Source organism: Sphingomonas sp. SUN019 (assembly GCF_024758705.1).
GTDB lineage: Bacteria > Pseudomonadota > Alphaproteobacteria > Sphingomonadales > Sphingomonadaceae > Sphingomonas.
On record NZ_CP096971.1, the window covers coordinates 3,507,703 to 3,528,437 of the forward strand.

General features: G+C 66.3%; 26 protein-coding genes. 12 read left to right on the forward strand and 14 right to left on the reverse strand.

All coding sequences use genetic code 11. The annotated features are described in order from the left end of the window. Window positions 1-58: 58 nt before the first annotated feature. Window positions 59-1,288, reverse strand: coding sequence for an ATP-binding protein (locus M0208_RS16880; RefSeq protein WP_258892826.1), 1,230 nt, complete (start codon window positions 1,286-1,288; stop codon window positions 59-61). A gap of 123 nt (window positions 1,289-1,411) precedes the next feature. Between M0208_RS16880 and M0208_RS16885 the strand changes: the two genes are divergently transcribed. Genes M0208_RS16885 through M0208_RS16900 form a run of 4 tightly spaced genes read left to right on the forward strand, consistent with a single transcriptional unit; the run spans window position 1,412 to window position 3,949 of the window. After that, window positions 1,412-1,813, forward strand: a complete 402-nt coding sequence (locus M0208_RS16885) for a hypothetical protein (RefSeq protein WP_258892827.1) — start codon at window positions 1,412-1,414, stop codon at window positions 1,811-1,813. A 2-nt stretch (window positions 1,814-1,815) separates the two neighbouring features. Beyond that, window positions 1,816-2,079, forward strand: coding sequence for an HPr-rel-A system PqqD family peptide chaperone (locus M0208_RS16890; RefSeq protein WP_258892828.1), 264 nt, complete (start codon window positions 1,816-1,818; stop codon window positions 2,077-2,079). Next, on the forward strand, window positions 2,076-2,930 hold the full coding sequence (locus tag M0208_RS16895) for an HprK-related kinase A (RefSeq protein WP_258892829.1): 855 nt from the start codon (window positions 2,076-2,078) through the stop codon (window positions 2,928-2,930). The genes M0208_RS16890 and M0208_RS16895 overlap by 4 nt, the downstream gene beginning before the upstream one ends. Further along, a complete protein-coding gene (locus M0208_RS16900) occupies window positions 2,927-3,949 on the forward strand; it encodes a nucleotidyltransferase family protein (RefSeq protein WP_258892830.1) in 1,023 nt (340 codons plus the stop codon). The genes M0208_RS16895 and M0208_RS16900 overlap by 4 nt, the downstream gene beginning before the upstream one ends. Here M0208_RS16900 and M0208_RS16905 read toward each other — a convergent pair. Both M0208_RS16905 and M0208_RS16910 read right to left on the reverse strand, forming a co-directional pair. After that, window positions 3,921-4,277, reverse strand: coding sequence for a hypothetical protein (locus M0208_RS16905; protein WP_258892831.1), 357 nt, complete (start codon window positions 4,275-4,277; stop codon window positions 3,921-3,923). The two genes, M0208_RS16900 and M0208_RS16905, sit on opposite strands and share 29 nt — an antisense overlap. Beyond that, window positions 4,274-4,942, reverse strand: a complete 669-nt coding sequence (locus M0208_RS16910) for an HAD-IA family hydrolase (RefSeq protein WP_258892832.1) — start codon at window positions 4,940-4,942, stop codon at window positions 4,274-4,276. The genes M0208_RS16905 and M0208_RS16910 overlap by 4 nt, the downstream gene beginning before the upstream one ends. A 30-nt stretch (window positions 4,943-4,972) precedes the next feature. Between M0208_RS16910 and glmU the strand changes: the two genes are divergently transcribed. Together glmU and glmS are read left to right on the forward strand one after the other, a co-directional pair. Next, window positions 4,973-6,361 carry a bifunctional UDP-N-acetylglucosamine diphosphorylase/glucosamine-1-phosphate N-acetyltransferase GlmU gene (gene glmU / locus M0208_RS16915; protein WP_258892833.1) on the forward strand — a complete coding sequence of 463 codons (1,389 nt, stop codon included), beginning with the start codon at window positions 4,973-4,975 and terminating at the stop codon, window positions 6,359-6,361. Then, window positions 6,362-8,179, forward strand: a complete 1,818-nt coding sequence (gene glmS / locus M0208_RS16920) for a glutamine--fructose-6-phosphate transaminase (isomerizing) (RefSeq protein WP_258892834.1) — start codon at window positions 6,362-6,364, stop codon at window positions 8,177-8,179. It begins immediately after the preceding gene. A gap of 33 nt (window positions 8,180-8,212) precedes the next feature. On the opposite strand, the gene M0208_RS16925 is transcribed toward glmS, so the two are convergent. The 7 genes from M0208_RS16925 to M0208_RS16955 form a co-directional block, all read right to left on the reverse strand. Continuing rightward, complete coding sequence (locus M0208_RS16925; protein WP_258892835.1) at window positions 8,213-9,112, reverse strand: alpha/beta fold hydrolase; 900 nt, start codon at window positions 9,110-9,112, stop codon at window positions 8,213-8,215. Window positions 9,113-9,169: 57 nt separating this feature from the next. Beyond that, the gene (locus tag M0208_RS16930; protein ID WP_258892836.1) at window positions 9,170-9,517 is read right to left on the reverse strand and encodes a Rieske (2Fe-2S) protein; all 348 of its coding nucleotides are present in this window, start codon (window positions 9,515-9,517) and stop codon (window positions 9,170-9,172) included. A 21-nt stretch (window positions 9,518-9,538) separates the two neighbouring features. Then, entirely contained in the window at window positions 9,539-10,765 is a 1,227-nt protein-coding gene (locus M0208_RS16935) for a dihydroorotase family protein (RefSeq protein WP_258892837.1), read from the reverse strand. Then, window positions 10,762-11,748: an aspartate carbamoyltransferase catalytic subunit gene (locus M0208_RS16940; RefSeq protein ID WP_258892838.1), complete on the reverse strand. Its 987-nt coding sequence runs from the start codon at window positions 11,746-11,748 to the stop codon at window positions 10,762-10,764. The genes M0208_RS16935 and M0208_RS16940 overlap by 4 nt, the downstream gene beginning before the upstream one ends. Before the next feature lie 55 nt (window positions 11,749-11,803). After that, window positions 11,804-12,478: a DUF4893 domain-containing protein gene (locus tag M0208_RS16945; RefSeq protein ID WP_258892839.1), complete on the reverse strand. Its 675-nt coding sequence runs from the start codon at window positions 12,476-12,478 to the stop codon at window positions 11,804-11,806. Window positions 12,479-12,575: 97 nt separating this feature from the next. Continuing rightward, window positions 12,576-13,034 carry a Holliday junction resolvase RuvX gene (gene ruvX / locus M0208_RS16950; protein WP_258892840.1) on the reverse strand — a complete coding sequence of 153 codons (459 nt, stop codon included), beginning with the start codon at window positions 13,032-13,034 and terminating at the stop codon, window positions 12,576-12,578. Further along, window positions 13,031-14,131: a DUF3089 domain-containing protein gene (locus tag M0208_RS16955; protein WP_258892841.1), complete on the reverse strand. Its 1,101-nt coding sequence runs from the start codon at window positions 14,129-14,131 to the stop codon at window positions 13,031-13,033. The genes ruvX and M0208_RS16955 overlap by 4 nt, the downstream gene beginning before the upstream one ends. A gap of 81 nt (window positions 14,132-14,212) precedes the next feature. On the opposite strand from M0208_RS16955, the gene gatC reads away from it, so the two are divergent. The 6 genes from gatC (at window position 14,213) to M0208_RS16985 (ending at window position 19,275) form a co-directional block, all read left to right on the forward strand. After that, window positions 14,213-14,515 carry an Asp-tRNA(Asn)/Glu-tRNA(Gln) amidotransferase subunit GatC gene (gatC, locus tag M0208_RS16960; RefSeq protein WP_258892842.1) on the forward strand — a complete coding sequence of 101 codons (303 nt, stop codon included), beginning with the start codon at window positions 14,213-14,215 and terminating at the stop codon, window positions 14,513-14,515. Beyond that, the gene (gene gatA / locus M0208_RS16965; protein WP_258892843.1) at window positions 14,515-15,999 is read left to right on the forward strand and encodes an Asp-tRNA(Asn)/Glu-tRNA(Gln) amidotransferase subunit GatA; all 1,485 of its coding nucleotides are present in this window, start codon (window positions 14,515-14,517) and stop codon (window positions 15,997-15,999) included. The genes gatC and gatA overlap by 1 nt, the downstream gene beginning before the upstream one ends. Before the next feature lies 1 nt (window position 16,000). After that, window positions 16,001-17,452 carry an Asp-tRNA(Asn)/Glu-tRNA(Gln) amidotransferase subunit GatB gene (gene gatB, locus M0208_RS16970; RefSeq protein WP_258892844.1) on the forward strand — a complete coding sequence of 484 codons (1,452 nt, stop codon included), beginning with the start codon at window positions 16,001-16,003 and terminating at the stop codon, window positions 17,450-17,452. An 85-nt stretch (window positions 17,453-17,537) separates the two neighbouring features. Beyond that, complete coding sequence (locus tag M0208_RS16975; protein WP_258892845.1) at window positions 17,538-17,930, forward strand: hypothetical protein; 393 nt, start codon at window positions 17,538-17,540, stop codon at window positions 17,928-17,930. A gap of 9 nt (window positions 17,931-17,939) precedes the next feature. Further along, entirely contained in the window at window positions 17,940-18,539 is a 600-nt protein-coding gene (locus tag M0208_RS16980; RefSeq protein ID WP_258892846.1) for a hypothetical protein, read from the forward strand. Window positions 18,540-18,594: 55 nt separating this feature from the next. Beyond that, complete coding sequence (locus tag M0208_RS16985; protein ID WP_258892847.1) at window positions 18,595-19,275, forward strand: hypothetical protein; 681 nt, start codon at window positions 18,595-18,597, stop codon at window positions 19,273-19,275. On the opposite strand, the gene M0208_RS16990 is transcribed toward M0208_RS16985, so the two are convergent. The 4 genes from M0208_RS16990 to M0208_RS17005 all read right to left on the reverse strand — a co-directional run bounded on the left by M0208_RS16990 (window position 19,272) and on the right by M0208_RS17005 (window position 20,684). Then, the gene (locus M0208_RS16990; RefSeq protein WP_258892848.1) at window positions 19,272-19,478 is read right to left on the reverse strand and encodes a DUF2842 domain-containing protein; all 207 of its coding nucleotides are present in this window, start codon (window positions 19,476-19,478) and stop codon (window positions 19,272-19,274) included. The genes M0208_RS16985 and M0208_RS16990 overlap by 4 nt on opposite strands. Next, window positions 19,475-20,017, reverse strand: coding sequence for a 5-formyltetrahydrofolate cyclo-ligase (locus tag M0208_RS16995; RefSeq protein WP_258892849.1), 543 nt, complete (start codon window positions 20,015-20,017; stop codon window positions 19,475-19,477). Before M0208_RS16995 ends, M0208_RS16990 begins: the two co-directional genes overlap by 4 nt. A 173-nt stretch (window positions 20,018-20,190) precedes the next feature. Next, window positions 20,191-20,499 carry a cell division protein ZapA gene (locus M0208_RS17000; protein ID WP_258892850.1) on the reverse strand — a complete coding sequence of 103 codons (309 nt, stop codon included), beginning with the start codon at window positions 20,497-20,499 and terminating at the stop codon, window positions 20,191-20,193. After that, entirely contained in the window at window positions 20,499-20,684 is a 186-nt protein-coding gene (locus M0208_RS17005) for a hypothetical protein (RefSeq protein WP_258892851.1), read from the reverse strand. Before M0208_RS17005 ends, M0208_RS17000 begins: the two co-directional genes overlap by 1 nt. Window positions 20,685-20,735 lie beyond the last annotated feature (51 nt).

The window sequence follows — 20,735 nt, forward strand, 5'->3', positions numbered from 1 at the left end:
ACCCCAAAGCGATCGGCGACGGCGCGACCGCGACGAGCGAGCCCGTGTGACATGCGCGTTACGCCTTGATGACAGACGCGGCCGAAACGGCCTCTACGCCGCGAAGCGTCACGGTGACGCGTGTGCCTTGACCCAATGTGCTGGCGATATCGAAGCGACCACGGTGGCGCTCGACGATATGCTTGACGATCGCGAGCCCGAGCCCGGTGCCGCCGAGCGAGCGGCTGCGACCCGGATCGACGCGGTAGAAGCGCTCGGTCAGCCTGGGCAGATGCTCGGGTGCGATGCCGTCGCCCTCGTCCGTCACCACCAGCCGGATCGTGCGCGACGCATCGGCGGTCAGCGTCACGCGGATCGGCGTGCCCGCCTTGCCGTATTTCATCGCATTGCCGATCAGATTGTGGAGCAATTGCGACAATTGCACCCGGTCCCCCGTCACCAGCGGGATCGTGTTCGCGACATCGACCGTCACGTCGCGCCCGCGGCCGTCGTGCGCGTCGACCAGTTCGGCTTGCACTTCGTCGATCAGTTCGGACAGGTCGACGGTCGCGTCCGGCAGGCGGAATTTCTCCGCCTCGATGCGCGACAGGCTCATCAGATCCTCGACCAGCCGCTCCATCCGGTGCGCCTCGTCCAGCACGATCTTCAGGAACCGCGCGCGGGTTTCGGGCTCTTCCCCCGCGGCGTCGGCGAGCGTTTCGACATAGCCGAGGATCGACGACAGCGGCGTGCGCAGTTCGTGGCTGGCGTTGGCGACGAAATCGACGCGCATCCGTTCCGCCGCATAGCTGCCGGTGCGATCGATCAGGTGGACGACGCGCGTGCCGTCGGTCAGTGCCGCGACGCGCATTTCCCAGCGCTGGTCTAGCGTGCCGAGCCCGACCAGTTCGATCGGTTGCAGCACGTCCCCCACGCGCTGGTCGAGCAGATGCCCGGCCGCAGCGGGATGGCGGATCGCGGTGCGCGCATCCTCGCCGACGATATGCGCGCCGAGCAACGTCTTCGCCGCGCTGTTGGCGAAGGCGACGCGGCTGTCGCGGACCAGCAGCACCGGCTCGACGATCGCCTCCAGTATGGCGTCGGTCGGCGTCGTCGGCTCGTCCGGCATCACGACGCGATCGTCGGGTGCGGTGCGGTCGTCGCCGCTGGTCGCGGTCAGCAATGCCGCGACTCCGCCCGCGAGCATCAGCAAGGCCGCCTGGACATCGAACAGGACGAAGACGATCCCCGCGGTGATCGCGACGATGGCGGCCCCAAGCCAGGTCCGGAACGTGATTCCCTCTAACACGCCACCCGCTTATCTGATCGCGCGTCCCGCGTCGTGGTTAACGTCCCGCTGTGGAACGTATCCGCGCATCTCCTTGTCCGCGCGTTAGGAATATGGAAGTGCGCATCAGCGATAAGGGATGCGATGAGCGACATTACCGATCCTGACCAGCCGATCCATCCTACTCGGCGCCGCGCGTTGATGCTGGGCGCGGTCGGTGCGGCGTCGATCGTGTCGATCCGTCCCGCGATGGCGCAGACGATGGGGTCGGTGCTGACGTGCGAAATCCCGGTCCCCGACCCGAGCCGCGCGGGCGGCTATATCGACAAGGACGGCAATGTCGTCGCCGCGGGCACCAAGGGCGCATATGCCCCGCCGCCGCGACCGTTGAAGGGCGAGGATGTGCGGCGAGCGTTGTCCGGCGGCGGCAACCTGCCCGGTATCGAATATGAACGCAGCCGTGCGTATCTGAAATACGTGTCGCGATTGCGCAGCGGGACCAGCGGCTTCACCTGCTACGCCTCGCTCCAGATGCCGCGGAAATAACGGTGCCCGCGACGCGGTGGCGCGCGCCGCCCGCGGACGGCCTGCGCATCGTGCCGCTGGACGATATCGTCGCGATTTATCACCGCGCGTCGGCGACGACGCATCTCGTCGTGTCGCCCGTTCCCGAATTGCTCGACGAACTGGCAGGCCGGTGGCGGACGGCGGACGAGATCGAGGCGGCGTTCGACCTGGTCGACGGCGGGCGCGACGCGCTGATCGCGCGACTCGACGAACTGGGGGAAGCCGGGCTAGTCGAGGCGGCATGAGGCATGACTTTGCGGTGCGGATCGGCCCCGCGGGGTTTCGCATAGGATCGGACTGGCGCGCGCCGATCGACCAATTGCGCACGCTGTACGCCGGTTATCCCGCCCCCGCCGACGGCATCGCCGACTTCACCGTCCGGCTTGAGGCGGTGCGGCCGTGGCGGCGCTTTATCCGTCCGTCGATCCGCCTGACCGGCGATCACGAACTGCCCGACGCCTTGCCGTTGCCGCTGTCGCAGGGGCTGCTCGCGGCCGAGATGGGCATGAACCTGCAGATGGCGCTGGGGCAGCGGCGCTTCCTGCTGCTCCATGCCTCGGCGGTCGAGCGCGACGGGCGCGCGATCGTGATGACGGGCGAATCGGGCGCGGGGAAATCGACGCTCGCTGCGTTGCTTCAGGCGCGCGGCTGGCGGCTGATGGGCGACGAATTCGCGTTGCTCGATCCAGTGACGGGGCTGGTCCACGCTTTTCCGCGGCTGGTGAGTCTGAAGAACGAAGCGATTGCGGTGGCGCGTGCGGCCTTGCCCGCGGCCATGTTCGGTCCGTTGATCGCGGGAACGCCGAAGGGCGACATCCGGCATCTTGTGCCCGACGCGCGCGCGATCGCGATGATGGACACGCCCGCCACCTCCGCCTTGCTGCTGTTCCCGCGCTTCGGCAGCGTTGCCGAACAGCGGCCTGTAGGGGCGGGGGAGGCGTTCGTGCGGCTGACGCAGGCGTCGACCAACTACGTCGCGTTGGGCGAACGCGGGTTCGACGCGCTGACCCGCTTCGTCTCGACCGTGCCGATGGCGGCGATCGACTATCCCGACATGGCTTCCGCCGCGCGGATGATCGAGGATCTGGTGCGGTGAGCGACGCGACCCTGCTCGTCCGCACGCTCACCGATCCGGGGACGTGCCTGACGCTCGATCCCGCCGGATGGGCCGAGTTGCTGACGATGGCGCGCGCGGAGCAATTGATTGGCAGCCTTGCGCATCGACTGAACGGCCTGGCCGTCCCGCCGCGCGCCGCCGCGATCCTTGAGGATGCGCGCGCCGATGCCGCCGAAGGTCGTCGCCACGCCTTGTGGGAAGCGGAGATGGCGCGGCGGGCGCTGACGCCGCTCGGCTGCCCGGTCGTGCTGTTGAAGGGCACGGCGTTCGTCGCTGCGGGGCTCGACGCGGGGCAGGGGCGGTCGATCGGTGATCTCGATATCCTCGTGCCGCGTGCGTCGCTCGATGCGGTGGAGGCGGCGCTGCTCGCGGCGGGCTGGGAGTGGGTAAAGCCCGATCCCTATGACGACGATTACTATCGCCGCTGGATGCACGAACTGCCGCCGCTGATCCACCGCGAGCGCGACTGGATGATCGACGTCCACCATACGATCCTTCCCCCCACGGCCCGGATCACGCCCGACCCCGCGAAGCTGCTGGCGGCAGCCGAACCGCTGGAGGGCGGGCTTTCGATCCTGTCGCAGGAGGATATGGTCGTCCACGCGGCGATCCATCTGTTCGCGGACGGCGACCTGTCGGGGGGGCTGCGCAACCTGTGGGATATCGACCGGCTGCTGCGCGAGTTCTCGGACCGCGACGACTCCTTCTGGCTGAAACTCGCCGCGCGCGCCGCGGAGCATGAGGCGGGCGCGGTCGTGGCGCGGGCGGCGCGGCAGGCGAACGATCTGTACGGCACGCCGATCCCCGACGACTGGCGCCAGCGCGACGCGCTCGATCCGCTGATCCGGCGGCGGTTGCTGGCGCGCGACGGCTGGGGACGCGCGATCTGGCCGGTCACGCGATTGGGCTTCTACGTCCGCTCGCATTGGATGCGGATGCCGCCCGCGATGCTGGCGCGGCATCTGTGGATCAAGGCGCGACGGCGCGACGGCTCCTGACGAGAGCGATCACCACCAGCACCGCGACGATCATCGACGTGTCCGCGACCCAATCCAGTATGTCGCAATCGCGGTGTAGCGCAGGGATGGACTGCGCCACCTCGATCATCGCGCCCAGAAACGACAGCCGCTCGCCGATCCGATACAGCCGCGCCATCGGATAGGCGAGCGCGGACAGCACCGTCAGCACGCCGAATGCCGCCATGTGCTGGGTCTTGTCGCTGGCCGGGACCATCGGCGGGGTCGGCAGCAGCGCCATCACAATCGCGACGGTGATCGCCACGGCCAGCAGCAAGCGCCAGAAGGTCAGGTGTTCGCGCGCGGTCATATGCGGTTCAGCACGGGTAGCAGTTCGTCGAAGTGATCGATGATCGCGTCCGCACCCAACTCCGCGACCGGACCCGTCACGAAGCCGAAGCTGCACGCGATCGCCGGCAGTCCCGCCGCGTGCGCCGCCGTGACGTCATAGATCGAATCGCCGACGAACACCGCACGTCCCCCGCCGCATCGCGCGACCATCGCCTCGATCAGGTCGGGTGCGGGCTTGCCTCTGCCCGGGCCGAGCGCATCGCCGCCTAAGATGCAGTCGAAGCGGTCGATCAGTCCGACCGCGCGCAATACCGACAGCGCGAAGGCTTCCTTCTTGTTCGTCACGACCGCCAGTTTTGGCCCCAATTCGGCCAGCGCATCCAGCGCTGCGATCACGCCAGGGTATGGCGCGGTGTGGACACAGATGTTCGCCTCATAGTAGCCGAGCAGCAGGTCGTGCAGCCGGTCGAGCTCCGCCTCGTCGCATCCGCCCGTCGCCGCCAATCCCTGCGCCAGCATATGCCGCGCGCCGCCGCCGATCATCGGCTTCACCTGTTCGACGGTCAGCGGCGTGCGACCGATCGAGGCCAACGCATGGTTCACCGCCGCGGCGAGATCGCCGCTGGTGTCGAGCAATGTCCCGTCGAGATCGAACCCGACGATATCGAAGCGAAAGCTGGTCATCGTTGCGCGCGGTGACGCGTTGCTATGGAAATGGCAAGTTTCCGGTGGCAGGGCGTGGCGATGACCAATCGCCCGCTTGCCGCGATCGTCCTTGCCGCCGGCAAGGGCACACGCATGAAATCCGATTTGCACAAGGTGCTGCATCCGATCGCGGGACGGCCCATGCTGCTGCACCTGCTCGCCAGCGTGGAGGCGCTGTCGCCCGCGTGCACCGTGGTGGTGGTGGGGGCCGGGCGCGAACAGGTCGAATCGGCGGTCGCACCGCTGGGTGTCGCGGTCGCGCATCAGACCGAGCAACTCGGCACCGGTCATGCGGTGCTACAGGCGGAGCGTGCACTGGACGGCTTCACCGGCGACGTGCTGATCCTGTATGGCGATGTCCCGCTGGTCGGGGTGGAGACGATGCGGCGGATGACCGAGCGGCTGCACGCCGATGATGCGCCGGCGGCGGTGGTGCTCGGCTTTTGTCCCGATGATCCGGGGGCGTATGGGCGGGTGATCGCGGACGCTGACGGCCGGATCGCACGGATGGTCGAGTATAAGGACGCCTCGCCTGAGGAGCGTGGCGTAACGCTATGTAATTCGGGACTGATGGCGGTGCGCAGCGACGATCTGTTCGCGCTGCTGGCCCGTGTCGGCAACGACAATGCGGCGGCCGAATATTACCTGCCCGACGTCGTGATGCTGGCCGCCGCCGATGGGCGCGGGTCCGCGGTGATAGAAACAGAAACGGACGAGGTCGCAGGCGTCAACAGTCGCGGGGAATTGGCGACGGTCGAACTCGGCTGGCAGCAGCGGCGGCGCGCGCAGGCGATGATCGATGGCGTGACGCTGACCGCGCCGGATACGGTGTGGTTCGCCTATGATACGGCGCTGGGGCGCGATGTTAGGATCGAGCCGAACGTCGTGTTCGGCCCCGGCGTGACCGTGGCGGATCGCGCGGTGATCCATGCGTTCAGCCATCTCGAAGGCGCGACCGTCGGCGAAGGCGCGTCGGTCGGCCCGTATGCCCGGCTGCGGCCCGGCGCGGTGCTCGGCAAGAACTCGCGCGTCGGCAATTTCGTCGAGGTGAAGAAGACGGTGCTGGGCGAGGGCGCGAAGGCGAACCATCTGACGTACCTCGGCGATGCTGATGTGGGGGCGGGCGCGAACATCGGGGCGGGGACGATCACCTGCAATTATGACGGTTTTTTCAAATATCGTACTGCGATCGGTGCGGGGGCGTTCATCGGATCGAATTCGGCGCTGGTCGCGCCGGTCACGATCGGCGATGGCGCGATCGTGGCGGCAGGATCGGTGGTAACTGCGGATGTCGAGGCCGACGCGCTGGCGCTGGTCCGACCGCCACAGACTGCCAAGCCCAACTGGGCAAAACGTTTTCGGGAAATGATGAGCGCGCGCAAGAAGGAAGCCCGCTAAATGTGTGGTATCGTTGGAATACTCGGGCACGGTGATGTTGCCGACCGGTTGCTGGACGGTCTGAAGCGGCTGGAATATCGCGGCTATGATTCGGCCGGCATCTGCACCGTCCACGATGGCGATTTCGACCGTCGTCGCGCGCCGGGTAAGCTTGTGAACCTTGCCAAGCGGCTGGCCGAGGAACCGCTGCCCGGTGCGGCGGGGATCGCGCACACGCGTTGGGCGACGCATGGCGCGCCGACCGTGGACAATGCGCACCCGCATATCGTGGGTGACGTGGTGTTGGTGCACAACGGAATCATCGAGAATTTCAAACCCTTGCGCGACATGCTTGTCGCGGAAGGTCGCGAGTTTCGCAGCCAGACCGACACTGAGGTCGTCGCGCATCTGATCGCGCGAGAGATCGAGCGCGGGGCCGAGCCGCGCGCTGCGCTTGCTGCGGTCCTGCCGCAACTCCACGGCGCGTTCGCGCTGGGCGTCATGGTCCGTACGCATCCCGACCTGCTGCTCGGCGCACGGCTCGGCGCGCCGCTGACCGTCGGTTACGGCGACGGCGAGAACTACCTCGGCTCCGATGCGCTGGCGCTCGCGCCGTTAACGCAGCGTATTGCGTATCTGGAGGAGGGCGACTGGGTCGCGATCACGCGCGAGGGCGTAGAGGTGTACGATCGCGACAACAATGCGGTCGAGCGGCCGATCGTCAATTCGGGCGCGTCGGGCCAGTTGATGGACAAGGGCAACCACCGTCACTTCATGCAGAAGGAGATTTACGAACAGCCCGTGGTCGTCGCGCAGACGTTGCGGTCGTACCTCCGTCCGCTCGAGGCGCAGGTCGCACTGCCCGATACCGATTTCGACCTGTCGACGGTCGAGCGCGTCGTGATCGTGGCGTGCGGCACCGCATCCTATGTCGGGATGATCGGGAAATACTGGATCGAGCAGATGGCCCGGCTGCCGGTCGAGGTCGATGTGGCGAGCGAATATCGCTACCGCGATCCGGTGTTGCTGCCCAACACGCTCGGCATCGTCATCTCGCAAAGCGGCGAAACCGCGGACACGCTCGCCGCGCTGCGCCATATGAAGGCCGGCGGTGTGACGACGGCGGGTATCATCAACGTGCCGACCAGTTCGATGGCGCGCGAGGTCGACCTGCTGCTCCCGACCCACGCGGGGCCGGAGATCGGCGTCGCCTCGACCAAGGCGTTCACGTGCCAACTCGCGGTGATGGCTGCGCTCGCCACCAACCTGGCGCGGGCGCGCGGTCGGCTGACCAACGAAGCCGAGGTCGTTGCGCACCTCCAGCAGGTGCCCGAAGCGATGAGCGCGGCGCTGGCGCACGATGAGGAGATCGAGGCGATCGCACCAAAGATCGCGGCGGCGCGCGACGTGCTGTACCTGGGCCGCGGCCCCGAATATCCGCTGGCGCTGGAAGGTGCGTTGAAACTGAAGGAAATCAGCTACATCCACGCCGAAGGTTACGCGTCAGGTGAGATGAAGCACGGCCCGATCGCGCTGATCGACGATTCAGTACCGTTGATCGTCATCGCTCCGTCCGGCCCTTTATTCGACAAGACCGTCAGCAACATGCAGGAGGCGCAAGCTCGCGGCGCGCAAGTGGTCCTGATTTCCGATGCGGAGGGGATCGCACAGGCGGGCGAGAACACGATCGCGACGATCGAGATGCCGAAAGTCCATCCGCTGATCGCGCCCTTGGTATATGCGGTGCCGGTGCAATTGCTAGCGTACCACGTCGCGGTCGCCAAGGGGACCGACGTGGATCAGCCGCGGAACCTGGCTAAATCGGTGACTGTCGAATAGCTTACAAAGAAGCCATACGAACGAGCGCAAGCCTCAGGCGGCGCGGGCGAGCGGCGGTTTTGAAACCGTTTCAAACGCGTCGAGAACGACCGGGATCAATGCGCCGGGGAGGGTGTGGCCCATGCCGGGCACCTCGACATAACGCGCGCCGCAGATGCTCTCCGCGGTATCACGGCCGCCCGCCACGTTGACGAGCGGATCGTCGCTGCCGTGGATCACGACGGTCGGCGCTGCGATCGTCCGGAGCCGATCGCGCCGGTCGCCGTCGGCGATGATCGCGGCCATCTGCCGCGTGAAGCCCGGCGGATAGTGGCCGCGTTCGGTTTCGGCGCGAACGCGCTCGGCCAGATCGGTATCGGCGATCGGATAGGCGGGGCTGCCGATGACCTTCGCCGCGAGTACCCCGTGCGCGACGATCGATTCGATATCGTCGCCACGCGGCCGGCGCATCAATACCCCGGTCGCGCGCGGCCGTGCGAAGGGAAGCGACGGATTGCCGGTAGTCGACATGATCGAAGTAAGCGACAGCGTGCGAGCGGGCCAACCCGCCGCGATCAACTGCGCGATCATCCCGCCCATCGACGCGCCCATGATATGCGCGGCCCTGATGCCCAGCGCATCGAGCAGTCCGATGCCGTCGGCCGCCATGTCGGTCAGCGTGTACGGCGCGACCGGCTTGCGGCCGAGAAATTTCGACGCCGCCATCATCACGATATTGGGCGTGCCTGCCGCGTCCAGCTTGGTGGAAAGCCCGACATCGCGATTGTCGTAGCGGATCACGCGATACCCGCGCTCGACGAGTTGGTCGACCAACGGCATCGGCCAGCGCACCAGTTGCGCGCCGAGCCCCATGATCAGCAGGACCGGCGGGGCATCCCTGTCGCCGAAGTCCTCATATTCGATCTCGATACCGTTTGCCGCAACGCGCGCCATGTCGACTCCTGTTGACTGCGCAGTGTGCGTGCGACGTCACGGAATTGCAACATAAGCTCAAACGGTGAAGATTGTTCCGTGTCGAACGGTGACCGGCCACGGCGTCAGCGCGGCGCCCGGGCATGGGCCGCCCAGACACTCGCCGCTGTCGATCGCGAAGATCGCGCCGTGCCAGCTGCACACGATCCGGCCGCTCGCGACATAGTCGTCGAGCTTTTGTGCAAGCGGAAGCCCCATATGCGGGCAGCGATCGACATAACCGAAAACCGCATCACCCCGTCGCACGACGAACCCGTGGAACCGGCCCGCGCGCATCTCCAGCACGAAATTCCGCGCCGCGCCGTCAACGATCTTGTCGAGTGGGCTCAATGCGATCCCGGCGGGTGTGGCGGCAAGGCGCTCCATTCGAATATCCCCCGCGGTTCACTAAAGGGCGGATCGGCTGCAGAGTTCGCGGCCGCCCTTGAAGACGCGGAGGACGCGGCCCTGAACCGGCAGGCCATCGAATGGGGTGTTGCCAGCCTGGCCAGTCAGTTCGTCCGAATCGATCCGCCACGGCGCATCCGGGTCGACCAGGATCAGGTCGGCCGGGAGTCCTGCCGCGCATCGTCCGGTTTCGACACCAAGTATCTGTGCGGGGTTGCTCGACGCGAGCTCGAACAATCGCACGCGCGTGACGACGCCGTCGCGCACCAGTCCCAGACCCAGCGCGAGCAGCGTCGCCGCGCCCGCCATTCCGGCGGCGGCGTCGGCATAAGGCAAGCGTTTTTCTTCCGGACCGCGTGGGTCGTGACCCGAGCAAAGGACGTCGATCGTGCCGTCGGCGAGTGCGGCGAGCGCGGCCTTGCGGTCGTCCTCCGAACGCAGTGGCGGCGACAGATGCGCGAAGGTGCGGAAGTCGCTCATCGCGATGTCCGACAGCAAAAGATGCGCAGGGGTGATGCCGCAGGTGACACGCACGCCGCGGCGTTTGGCGGCGCGGATCAGGTCGAACCCGGCTGCCGTCGTCACCTGCCGGATATGCAGCCGCGCGCCGGTTTCCTCGGCCAGCATCATATCGCGAGCGATCGCCAGCGGCTCGGCCAGCGACGGCGCAGCGGGCAGCCCTAGGCGGGTGGCGGTCTCGCCTTCCGTGGCGACCGCATCGGCGACGAGGCCGCCGTCCTCGGCATGGACGATCACCGCCAGGTCGAGGTCGCGCGCATAGGCCAGCACGCGCCGCATCACGCCCGAATCGGCGATCCAGCGCCGTCCGGTGCCGACCGCGCGCGCGCCCGCCGAGGTGCAGATCGCCATCTCCGCGAGGTCGAGCCCGGCGAGGCCGCGGGTGGCGGCGGCGATCGGGTGAATCCAAAGGTCGGGGCGGCCGATCAACGCCGAACGCTGGACGATGCCGGGTTCGTCGAGCACCGGCGACTGATCGGGCATCAGCCCGACACGAACGATTCCCCCTGCACGGAAGGCGGCGTGATCGATCGCCGCGACGCCGAGGTCGACGATCGCGGGCGCGAGCAACTTGCCGCCGCAGTCGATCACCGTCGCCCCGTTGGCGTGGTCGGCGGAACCGGCGATGACGCCGTCGCGAACGAACAATTCTTTGCCGCCGCCCAGCACATCGGCGTTGACGAAATGGAGCGCTGGCACCGCGCTCATGCCCAACCCTCCACACCGCGCGCGCGGCGTGTGAGCACGTCGAGGCAGGCCATGCGGACTGCGACGCCCATCGCGACCTGTTCGGTGATGGCGGATTGATCGGCATGATCGGCGACCGCGGAATCGATCTCCACCCCGCGATTCATCGGCCCCGGATGCATGACCAGCGCCCCCGGCGTCCGCTTCAGCCGGTCGAGCGTCAGGCCGTAGCGCAGGCGATATTCACGGCTGGACGGGACATACCCGCCCGCCATCCGTTCGGTCTGCAGGCGGAGCATCATCACGACGTCGGCCCCCTCCAGCGCGGCGTCGAAATCGGTGAAGGCGGTGACGCCCATCCGGTCAATCGCGGTGGGCATCAGCGTCGACGGCGCGCAGACGCGCACCTCTGCCGCAAGCGCGGTCAGCGCCAGGATGTTCGATCGCGCGACGCGGCTGTGGAGCAGGTCGCCGCAGATCACGACGCGCTTGTTGGCGATTCCGCCCCGCCGCCGCCGGATCGTCAGCGCGTCGAGCAGGGCCTGCGTCGGATGTTCGTGCCGACCGTCACCAGCATTCAATACCGGGCAGTCGACCTTGTCCGCGATCAGCGCGACCGCTCCGCTGGACATATGGCGGATCACGATCACGTCGGCGCGCATCGCGTTCAGCGTCATCGCGGTGTCGATCAGCGTTTCGCCCTTCTTCACGCTGGATTGCGCGGCGTGCATGTTGACCACGTCCGCGCCGAGGCGCTTTCCCGCAATCTCGAACGACAACAGCGTCCGGGTGGAATTTTCGAAGAAGGCGTTGATCTGCGTCAGGCCCGCCAGGCGTTTGTCGGGCTCGGCATGCGCGCGGTTCGCGGCGATCCACTGTTCCGCTTCGTCGAGTAGGAAGGTGATCTGGTGCGGCTCCAGCCCTTCGATACCCAGCAGGTGGCGGTGCGGGAAGACGGTGCCGCCGGGAATCAACGTGGCGGGGCGGTGGTCCGATGGCTGCATCGAGGGCGCGGGTTAGCGCCGCGTTGCGCGGCGGGCAAGGTCGGTCCGCCCGGGATCAGTCGGACGGCACGGCGGGCTTTGCGCCCGGCACCTGCGGCGGGACCGGAACCAGTTCGTACATGTCGAGCGCGCCGTCGCCCCCGGCGCGCGACAGGATCAGCCGCCAGCGAAACGACGATACGCGTTCCACGATGCCGACGATATTCTCGCCCGTGGCCGCGCCATAGCCGCCTCCTTCAGGCTCTCCTGCGGTGCGGAACGTGCCGAGAAACACCGCCCGCGAATCGCCATCGTCGTAAATGTATCCTTCGGGCAGGTTGGAACCCGTCTGCTTGCTGAACGCCAGCGCATCCTTGGCGGGAGCGACGTAGCAGAGATCGGGCGCGAAAGAGGCCACGCCGCGGCGTCCGCCGAGCCGGACCAGGCGGCAGTAATAGGGACCGGGGGGCAGCGCCGGCAGGGTCTGCGCTGCGGCCGGATCAAGCAGCGGGCCTTCGTCCGAGGCCATGCGGACGGCGCGTCTGGGCAGAGCGGCGCGGGCGCGTGCGAAGCGATCGTGCAGGCCATCGACCAGCAGTTGATCTCCCTCAACCGCCACCTTGCGCCATGCGCGGTCGGCCTTCGTCGGCTCGATCGCGACCGTGGCCCCCATATCGAGCGCGTTGGGCCGCGTGGCGCAGCCGACGAGCGTCGGCCCCAGAAGAGCTAGCGCGATGATGGCGCGATACATTTCGAATGACTCCCGTGGCGTGCCCGCCGCCGTGGAAACAGCGCGTGTCCGCCTTACCGAAGGATGACGGAATTTGGTTAACGAAAGGTAAAGCGGATCAGTCGCGCACCAAGGCGTCGATCGCGGCCTGCAGGATATGCGCGGCGGCCAGGTTGTCGATCCGTTCGGCGCGTTTGGCACGGCTCATGTCCTGTTCGATCATCACGCGTTCGACCGCGACGGTCGACCAGCGTTCGTCCCAAAGCAGCACCGGGCCGAGATCGGAGACGTTACGGGCGAAGGCGCGGGTCGACTGGCTGCGCGGGCTTTCGCTGCCGTCCAGGTTGATCGGCAGCCCGATGACCAGCCCGACCACCGCCTGCGCGCGGATCAGGTCGGCGAGCAGCGCTTTGTCCTTCTGGAATTTGGTGCGACGGATGAGGGTGGCGGGGCTGGCGAAGCTCCATCCGGCGTCGCACAGCGCGGTGCCGATGGTCTTGCTGCCGACATCCAGCCCGATCAGCCGTCCGCCGTTCGGCAGCACCGCGCGAAAATCCGCTGCGGCGGAGGTGATCATCGAGCCGCGAGCCGCCGTGCTGCGTCGGCGCGGACGTTGGCCCAGAACAGGCTGTAGTCGTATACATGATAGTTGTTGCCGGGCAGCACGTACGGCCCGACCTCTGGCGGTTCGCCGATCAGCAGGAAACCACGGTCGGCACATCGCGCGCTCACGCGGCCTGGGGTGATGACCGCATTCGCCAGGTCGCTGGACGGAAAGAGCGTGCCGAGGTTGGCGCTGGCGGGCGCGTCGCCGCCGATTATCCCGGTCAGCGGGTTGGTGCAGAGGATCGGCGTATCCTTGCGCGGCCGCCCGTCTAAGCCGGTCGTGCGATCGTAGGTGTCCAGCACCAGCGACGGATCGGCGGGTTCGGCGAAACTCTCCCACGACAGCACGCAGCCGCGCTGATCGGGGGCGGTGCAGGCGGGCATCCCGAGCGCCTTCAGGTCGGTGTCGACCGACACAGGCCAGCCGACCACATAGGCCGCGACGATGCGTCGTGCGAGCGGTGTGCCGGCGACCTTGTCCTTCAGCAAATGCGTCAGGTGGAGCGCGCCTTGGCTGTGCCCGGCCAGGATGATCGGACGGGTCGGGCCGACCTGTCGCAGGAAAGATTCGAACGCCGCCTGTACGTCGCCGTACGCCAGGTTCAGCGCGCGGGTGGCGTCGGCGGCGCTGGTCAGGAACGCGCCGAAGGTCGCTTGGCGGTACCGCGGCGCCCACACATCGCCCGCTTCGTTGAACGCGCTCGCTTGTCCGCGCAGGAACAGCGCCGCGCGGCCGTTCGCTTCGGCATCGTCGAGCGGGGCGTTCCAGTGATCGTCGGATAGGTAGGAGGTGGGGTGGATGAAGAAGATCGCCGCGCCGTTGCCCGGTTGCTGCGCCCTGTAGCCCGCGGGCGTCCAGCGGGCGGGGTTTTGCGCGATATCCGGGCGGGCCAACCACATCTTCTGGTCGTCGTAGATCGCGCGCGGAACCGGCGGTTTCGCCTCGAACGGGGCGGCAGGGACGAAGCGCCAGCGGATGATCTCGTTGCCCCAGATGCGATAGGTGATCGCCCCGGCAAGGACGAGGACGATGAGGAACGCGACGACGTAGAGGAACTTGCGGGCCATGCCGCGCCCGTGCCCGACCACTCGCTTTCGCGCAACCGCGGGCATTGCGCCGACGCGCCGCGTGGTGGTAGCGGCGCGGCCATGTCCGTAGATATTGCCACCGTGAAGAAGGTCGCGAGCCTGGCGCGCATCGCGATCGACGATGCCGCCGCCGAGCGGCTCGTCCCCGAACTCAACAACATTCTCGGCTGGATCGAGCAATTGTCCGAGGTCGATACCGAGGGCGTCGCGCCGATGACCGCGGTGATCCCGAACACGCTTCGGCTGCGCGACGATGTCGTCAACGCCGATCCGCTGACCGGCGGCGGCATCCGCGACGCGGTGCTGGCGAACGCGCCACAGGCCGAGCACGGGTTTTTCACCGTGCCGAAGGTGATCGAATAATGACCGTTCTGACCGACCTTGGCATTCGCGAAATCCGCGATGGCGTGCGTGTAGGGACTTTCTCTGCGCGCGACGTGGCCGATGCGTTCGTCGTCGCGGTCAGCAAGGCCAAGCCGTTGAACGCGTTCCTTGTCGAAACCCCCGATCACGCGATCGCCGCAGCCACGGCGACCGACGATGCGCGGGCGTCGGGCGAGGTGCTGAAGCCGCTGGCGGGCGTGCCGATCGGCATGAAGGATCTGTTCTGCACGAAGGGCGTGACGACCACCGCGGCCAGCCACATCCTGGGCGGCTTCACCCCGCAGTATGAATCGACCGTTTCGCAGAATTTGTGGGATGCGGGCGCGGGGATGCTCGGCAAGCTGAACATGGACCAGTTCGCGATGGGTTCGTCGAACGAGACCAGCGCGTTCGGCAATGTCATCAGTCCGTGGCGGCGGAGCGACGGCGGCAACGCACCGCTCGCCCCCGGCGGATCGTCGGGCGGGTCGGCGGCGGCGGTTGCTGCACGCATCTGCCCCGGCGCGACCGGCACCGACACCGGCGGCTCGATCCGTCAGCCTGCGGCGTTCGTCGGCATTTCTGGCATCAAGCCCACCTATGGCCGCTGCTCGCGTTGGGGCACGATCGCGTTCGCCTCGTCGCTCGACCAGGCGGGACCGATGGCGCGCGACGTGCGTGACTGCGCGATCCTGCTGGAGGCGATGGCCGGGTTCGACGCGAAGGACGCGACGTCGCTCAAGCTCGACGTGCCGCAGTGGGAGGCGGGGCTGAACGCGTCGCTGGCGGGCAAGCGCGTCGGTATCCCGAAGGAATACCGCGTCGATGATATGCCCGAGGAGATCGAGGCGCTGTGGAAGCAGGGCATCGAATGGGTGAAGGATGCGGGCGCGGAAGTGGTCGAAGTATCGCTGCCGCACACGAAATACGCGCTGCCGGCCTATTACATCATCGCGCCGGCTGAGGCGTCGTCGAACCTGGCGCGCTATGACGGCGTGCGCTTCGGCCTGCGCGATCTGCCCGAGGGGGCGGGGCTGCAGGACATGTACGCCGCGACGCGTGCGGCGGGCTTTGGCGAAGAAGTGAAGCGGCGCATTCTGATCGGAACTTATGTCCTTTCTGCAGGGTTTTATGATGCCTATTTCACGCAGGCGTCGAAGATCAGGACGCTGATCGCGCGCGATTTCGAGCGAGCGTTCGAACAGTGCGACGTGCTGCTGACCCCGACCGCGCCGTCCGCCGCCTTCGCGCTGGGCGACAAGAGCGCCGATCCGCTCGCGATGTATCTGAACGACGTCTTCACGGTGCCATCGTCGCTGGCGGGATTGCCCGCGATGAGCGTGCCCGGCGGGGTCGACAAGGCGGGACTGCCGCTGGGGTTGCAGATCATCGGGCGAGCGTTGGACGAGCAAGGCGTGCTGAACGCCGCCCTCGCGATCGAGGAACGCGCCGGGTTCGTCGCGCGGCCGGAGGCTTGGTGGTAAAATGAGCGACTATCGTATTCAGGGTGCAACGGGCGAGTGGGAGGTCGTGATCGGCCTGGAGGTCCATGCGCAGGTGACATCGAACGCCAAGCTGTTCTCCGGCGCGGCGACCGAATTCGGGGCGGAGCCGAACACGCAGGTGTCGCTGGTCGATGCCGCGATGCCGGGAATGTTGCCGGTGCCGAACCGCGAATGCATCCGTCAGGCGGTGCGCACCGGCATGGCGATCGACGCGCAGATCAATAAATGGTCGCGGTTCGACCGGAAGAATTATTTCTACGCCGATCTGCCGCAGGGTTACCAGATTTCGCAGCTTTATCATCCGATTGTCGGCGAAGGTTCGCTGGAGATCGAGGATGGCGACCGGGTCAAGACGATCGGTGTCGAGCGCATCCATGTCGAGCAGGACGCGGGCAAACTGATGCACGATCAGCATCCGACGCGATCCTATGTCGACCTGAACCGGTCGGGCGTGGCGCTGATGGAGATCGTCAGCCGTCCCGACATGGCGTCGCCGTCGGAGGCGGGGGCGTATCTGCGCAAGCTGCGCGCGATCCTGCGCTACGTCGGGTCGTGCGACGGCAATATGGAAGAAGGATCGATGCGCGCCGACGTCAACGTCAGCGTGCGTAGGGCGGGCGAGGAGCTTGGCACGCGGACCGAGACGAAGAACGTCAATTCGGTGCGCTTCGTGATGGCCGTGGTCGAGCAGGAGGCGAAACGCCAGATCGGTGTGCTGGAGGACGGTGGCCGCATCGTACAGGAAACGCGGCTGTACGATCCCGATCGCAACGAAACGCGGTCGATGCGGTCGAAGGAGGACGCGCACGATTACCGTTACTTCCCCGATCCCGATCTGCTGCCGCTCGAACTGGACGACGCGTTCCTCGACGAATGTCGTGCGTCGTTGCCGGAGTTGCCGGGCGCGAAACGCGCGCGATACGAGGCGCTGGGAATCACGCGCTACAATGCCCACGTGCTGACCGCGGAGGTCGAATCTGCGCGCTGGTTCGATGCGCTGCTAGATGCTGGCGCGCCCGCGGTTGCCGGGGCGAACTGGATGACCGGCGAGTTGTTCGGCGCGCTCAACCGACTGGATAAGCCGATCGAAGAGTCGCCCGTAACGCCCGGACAGGCGGCGGAATTGCTGGCGCTGGTCGCGGACGGGACGTTGTCGGGCAGCCTTGCCAAGCAGGTGTTCGAGATCATGCTCGAAACCGGCGACGCGCCGGGCAGAATCGTCGAGGAGCGCGGACTGAAGCAGACGAGCGACACCGGCGCGATCGAAGCGGTGATCGCCGAGGTGATGGCGGCGAACGGCGACAAGGTGGCGGATTATCGTGGCGGCAAGGACAAATTGTTCGGGTTCTTCGTCGGCCAGACGATGCGCGCGATGGGCGGAAAGGCCAATCCGGGCGTGGTCAACGACCTGCTGAAGAAGGCGTTAGGGTAAGGAATTTCAGTTTCCTTACCGTCGGCATCTCTTGACAGGCTGACCACCAAGTGGCTCCTTATCCCCTCGAATCGGGGGGATAACAATGAAAATTCTATGGGTTGCGCCATTGTGCGCAGCGCTAGTCGCGTGCGCGACCGCGGTCGCGCCGGTCGACCAGCGCAACAGCGCGCTGACGCAAGGTAATGTCCAGCTGAACTTGCAGGTGGGGCAGACATCAAAGGCTGAAGTGCTCGAAAAGTTCGGTTCGCCAAACATCACGACGCGGGACGGCGCGGGGCAGGAGGTCTGGAGCTATCAGCGGATGGCGACGGTATCTCAATCCAGTTCATCGTCTAGCTATTGGACGATCCTTCTCACCGGCGGCGGCAGATCGGCGGACGGATTTTCGCAAACGTCGCGGACGATGACCCTGATCATCAAGTTCGACAAATCTGATGTGGTCGCGGACTTCCGTAGCCGCACCAGTGATTTTTAAGGGGGATTGATGATGCGCAATATCGCCGCCGTTTTCGTTGCAGGACTGCTTTTCGTCGCTCCAAGTCAGTCGGAGGCAAAGAAGAAGCCGCAACTGACTCCGATGGAACTGCAGGCGCTACAGTCTCACGAATACGAAACGAGCAAGGAGGTGTTGTTCGCTTCGGTCGTCAGCGTTTTCCAGGATCTCGGATATCAGCTCGAAAACGCCGACATGCCGAGTGGCTTCATCACGGCCTCAAGCGCCACGCAGAACAAAACCAATTTCCTGGAGGCTTTTGCGGGTCAGCGATCCAGCGGCAATACCCGGGCGACTGCGTTCGTCGAGGCTATGCCGAACAAGATGGCCCGGGTTCGGCTCAACTTCCTGAATTCGAAGTCGTCATCGAGCGCCTATGGTCAGCAGTCGAAGAACGACAAGCCGATCCTCGATCCGCTGACCTACAAGGTCGCTTGGGACAAGATCGACGAAGCGATTTTCGTGCGGAACGCGACCAATGCCTCAGCGCAACCGGGAACGCCGGCAACGGCGACCGCCTCACCCGCGGCGATCAGCGTCCCAGTCACGCCCGGAACCAGCGTCACCGTCGTCAACCCGCCCAAGAATTAGCGTGTTCAGCCCGAGCGTCACCCGCCAGAGGCCGATCACCAGATCGCTATGTCGAATGCTGTTGATTGTCGGTCTTTCGGCGTCGGCGGCGGCCAATGCTTCCGCTCAGTCCGCGGGCGCTGAGGTTGGCCTCGATCAGTCTGCGGCTGGCGAGTCCGCTGCCGAGCCGACGTATTCAGTGGCCCCACTACGGTTTGAAATCACGTCCGACATCGTCGTTGGACGACGCAAATCGGGTGTGTTTTGCCTTCCGGCAGGTGACCTTCGCTGGAGCGATGCGGCACCGGACCCTGCGCGCGCCGCCAGTATGCTGGCGCGCGCGCTCCATCGGTCCGGCGTCGACATATCGGTCGACGGTGACGATTGGCTCGGGGATAAGCAAAGGCAAGGAGAACTGCGGCTGATCGTCGCGGTGAAGCGCGTTCGGTTGAATGCTTGTTTCCCGCAATGGGGGCCGGCGAAGCTGACGAGCCGTACGCGCAAATTCAATGGCGAGGGCGTCGCCGAGATTTCATGGCGCGTCTATGACGGAACGTCCCGTAAACGGATCGCTGCGGGACACCTCTGCCAGAACCTGCGTATTTCATCGGACCAACTGTCGATGCCCGATGCGATGGCGGAAGGGCTCGCCGGAGCTGCGCCGGAAATCGCGATTTCTATCAAGTCGGAAAGACAGCCGGAGACGAAAGGCGTCGCTGAGAACGATTCGACCGTCCCGATATGCCACGAACTCTAGCGCCAGCGGCCGGTCTCCATCCAGCGGAGCAGCGGTTTCAACGGGGTGATCCAGACGATGCCGGTGACGAGGTAGAAGACGAGTTGCGCCAGCCAGTGCCAGCCGCCGATCGTGCCCGAGAAACTGACGATCGCGATGCACCACAAGGCGATCAGCAGCAGGATCGCGAGCATTCCCGCGGGTTTGCGCCAGGTTGGCGTCATGGGGTGATCCATTCGATTTCGGTGGCGATCGCGTGAAGCGCGACGTCCCAGGGGTCGGTCGGGACTTCGCCCACTTCCTGTACGCTCCAGGCGACGCCGATACGATGTGCGTCTGGAAAGCGGGTGAAGGCGCGGTCGTAATAGCCTGCGCCCTGACCGAGTCGACCCAGACGTCGATCGAACGCGATGAGTGGCGTCAGCACGATGTCGGGGGCCAGTTCCTCGGCGCTTTCGGCGGGCTGATGCAATCCCATTGGCCCAGCGACCAGAGCGGCCTCCGTATCCCATGCGAGAAAGCGCAATGGGGCGGTGCGGTCGGTGACGTGAGGCAATGCGATGACGCAACCGGCCGCGACGGCGGCACGGGCGAGGGGAGTCGGGTCGGCCTCTCCGCGAACGGGCACGTAGCTGGCCACGGTCAGCCCGCGCGAAAGCATCGCGAGGTAAGTATCTGAAACGATGATATCGGGGTGCGGCGATGCGGCGAACGCCTCGCGCGCGGCGCGGCCCGTGACGCGGATCGTCTCCTTATTGGTCATGGGGTGTGGCGGGACCACCGTGGCCGTGTGCAAGAATATCCTCTGACGCTTGTAACGTCAGGTGGGAACCATGTGCGTCGGACCAGGATCCGGGCAGGGACAGCCCCCATGGAAGATGAATAGCCTCAGGGATGTTCGCTCGCTCGTACCGGGCAGTACCCGCCACCACCAATCTAGGCGTTCCCGACGCTTTCCTCAAGAGCGATGGCGAGCGCTTCGAGCCTTACCGCCAAACGGTCGAGCGTCGCGTCGTCGACCGAGCGTGGTTGAATGGCAGCGGCCTTGGCATCGGCTAGGTCATCGGCCAGCATCAGCGCCATCAACAGCATCTCTCGCACGGTGCCCGCATTGCCCGCGGCCTTTTGCGCATCGGGAAAGCGTTCGGCGAGCATCGCACCGAGCATTTCGAGCCGCGATTCCTCGCCATCGCGGCAGGCGACGGGATATTCCTGATCGCCGATCTTGAGCACCACGCGTCCCATCAGGCGTCGATCCGGTTCGTGTCCTGACGCGCGACCTGCTCGTCCAGCGCAGCCACTGCGGCGGTCATTGCCTCGTGCAGCGCAGCGTGACGACGGCGCAACGCTTCATTGTCTTCCAGGCACACGCTGGCGGCGGCCACGATACGGTCGATGGCGGCATCGATACGGGAAGCGGGATCGGCCATATCCGCGGGGAATAGGTCGCGCGCGCGATGACGACAAGCCGCTTTAGTACC

Bases quoted from the DNA above. Each gene is read 5' to 3' on its own strand.
- M0208_RS16885 (WP_258892827.1), top strand. From the start codon at position 1,412: ATGAGCGACATTACCGATCCTGACCAGCCGATCCATCCTACTCGGCGC.
- M0208_RS16895 (WP_258892829.1), top strand. From the start codon at position 2,076: ATGAGGCATGACTTTGCGGTGCGGATCGGCCCCGCGGGGTTTCGCATA.
- M0208_RS16905 (WP_258892831.1), bottom strand. From the start codon at position 4,277: ATGACCGCGCGCGAACACCTGACCTTCTGGCGCTTGCTGCTGGCCGTG.
- M0208_RS16910 (WP_258892832.1), bottom strand. From the start codon at position 4,942: ATGACCAGCTTTCGCTTCGATATCGTCGGGTTCGATCTCGACGGGACA.
- glmU (WP_258892833.1), top strand. From the start codon at position 4,973: ATGGCAAGTTTCCGGTGGCAGGGCGTGGCGATGACCAATCGCCCGCTT.
- glmS (WP_258892834.1), top strand. From the start codon at position 6,362: ATGTGTGGTATCGTTGGAATACTCGGGCACGGTGATGTTGCCGACCGG.
- M0208_RS16925 (WP_258892835.1), bottom strand. From the start codon at position 9,112: ATGGCGCGCGTTGCGGCAAACGGTATCGAGATCGAATATGAGGACTTC.
- M0208_RS16930 (WP_258892836.1), bottom strand. From the start codon at position 9,517: ATGGAGCGCCTTGCCGCCACACCCGCCGGGATCGCATTGAGCCCACTC.
- M0208_RS16935 (WP_258892837.1), bottom strand. From the start codon at position 10,765: ATGAGCGCGGTGCCAGCGCTCCATTTCGTCAACGCCGATGTGCTGGGC.
- M0208_RS16940 (WP_258892838.1), bottom strand. From the start codon at position 11,748: ATGCAGCCATCGGACCACCGCCCCGCCACGTTGATTCCCGGCGGCACC.
- M0208_RS16945 (WP_258892839.1), bottom strand. From the start codon at position 12,478: ATGTATCGCGCCATCATCGCGCTAGCTCTTCTGGGGCCGACGCTCGTC.
- ruvX (WP_258892840.1), bottom strand. From the start codon at position 13,034: ATGATCACCTCCGCCGCAGCGGATTTTCGCGCGGTGCTGCCGAACGGC.
- M0208_RS16955 (WP_258892841.1), bottom strand. From the start codon at position 14,131: ATGGCCCGCAAGTTCCTCTACGTCGTCGCGTTCCTCATCGTCCTCGTC.
- gatC (WP_258892842.1), top strand. From the start codon at position 14,213: ATGTCCGTAGATATTGCCACCGTGAAGAAGGTCGCGAGCCTGGCGCGC.
- gatA (WP_258892843.1), top strand. From the start codon at position 14,515: ATGACCGTTCTGACCGACCTTGGCATTCGCGAAATCCGCGATGGCGTG.
- gatB (WP_258892844.1), top strand. From the start codon at position 16,001: ATGAGCGACTATCGTATTCAGGGTGCAACGGGCGAGTGGGAGGTCGTG.
- M0208_RS16975 (WP_258892845.1), top strand. From the start codon at position 17,538: ATGAAAATTCTATGGGTTGCGCCATTGTGCGCAGCGCTAGTCGCGTGC.
- M0208_RS16980 (WP_258892846.1), top strand. From the start codon at position 17,940: ATGATGCGCAATATCGCCGCCGTTTTCGTTGCAGGACTGCTTTTCGTC.
- M0208_RS16985 (WP_258892847.1), top strand. From the start codon at position 18,595: ATGCTGTTGATTGTCGGTCTTTCGGCGTCGGCGGCGGCCAATGCTTCC.
- M0208_RS16990 (WP_258892848.1), bottom strand. From the start codon at position 19,478: ATGACGCCAACCTGGCGCAAACCCGCGGGAATGCTCGCGATCCTGCTG.
- M0208_RS16995 (WP_258892849.1), bottom strand. From the start codon at position 20,017: ATGACCAATAAGGAGACGATCCGCGTCACGGGCCGCGCCGCGCGCGAG.
- M0208_RS17000 (WP_258892850.1), bottom strand. From the start codon at position 20,499: ATGGGACGCGTGGTGCTCAAGATCGGCGATCAGGAATATCCCGTCGCC.
- M0208_RS17005 (WP_258892851.1), bottom strand. From the start codon at position 20,684: ATGGCCGATCCCGCTTCCCGTATCGATGCCGCCATCGACCGTATCGTG.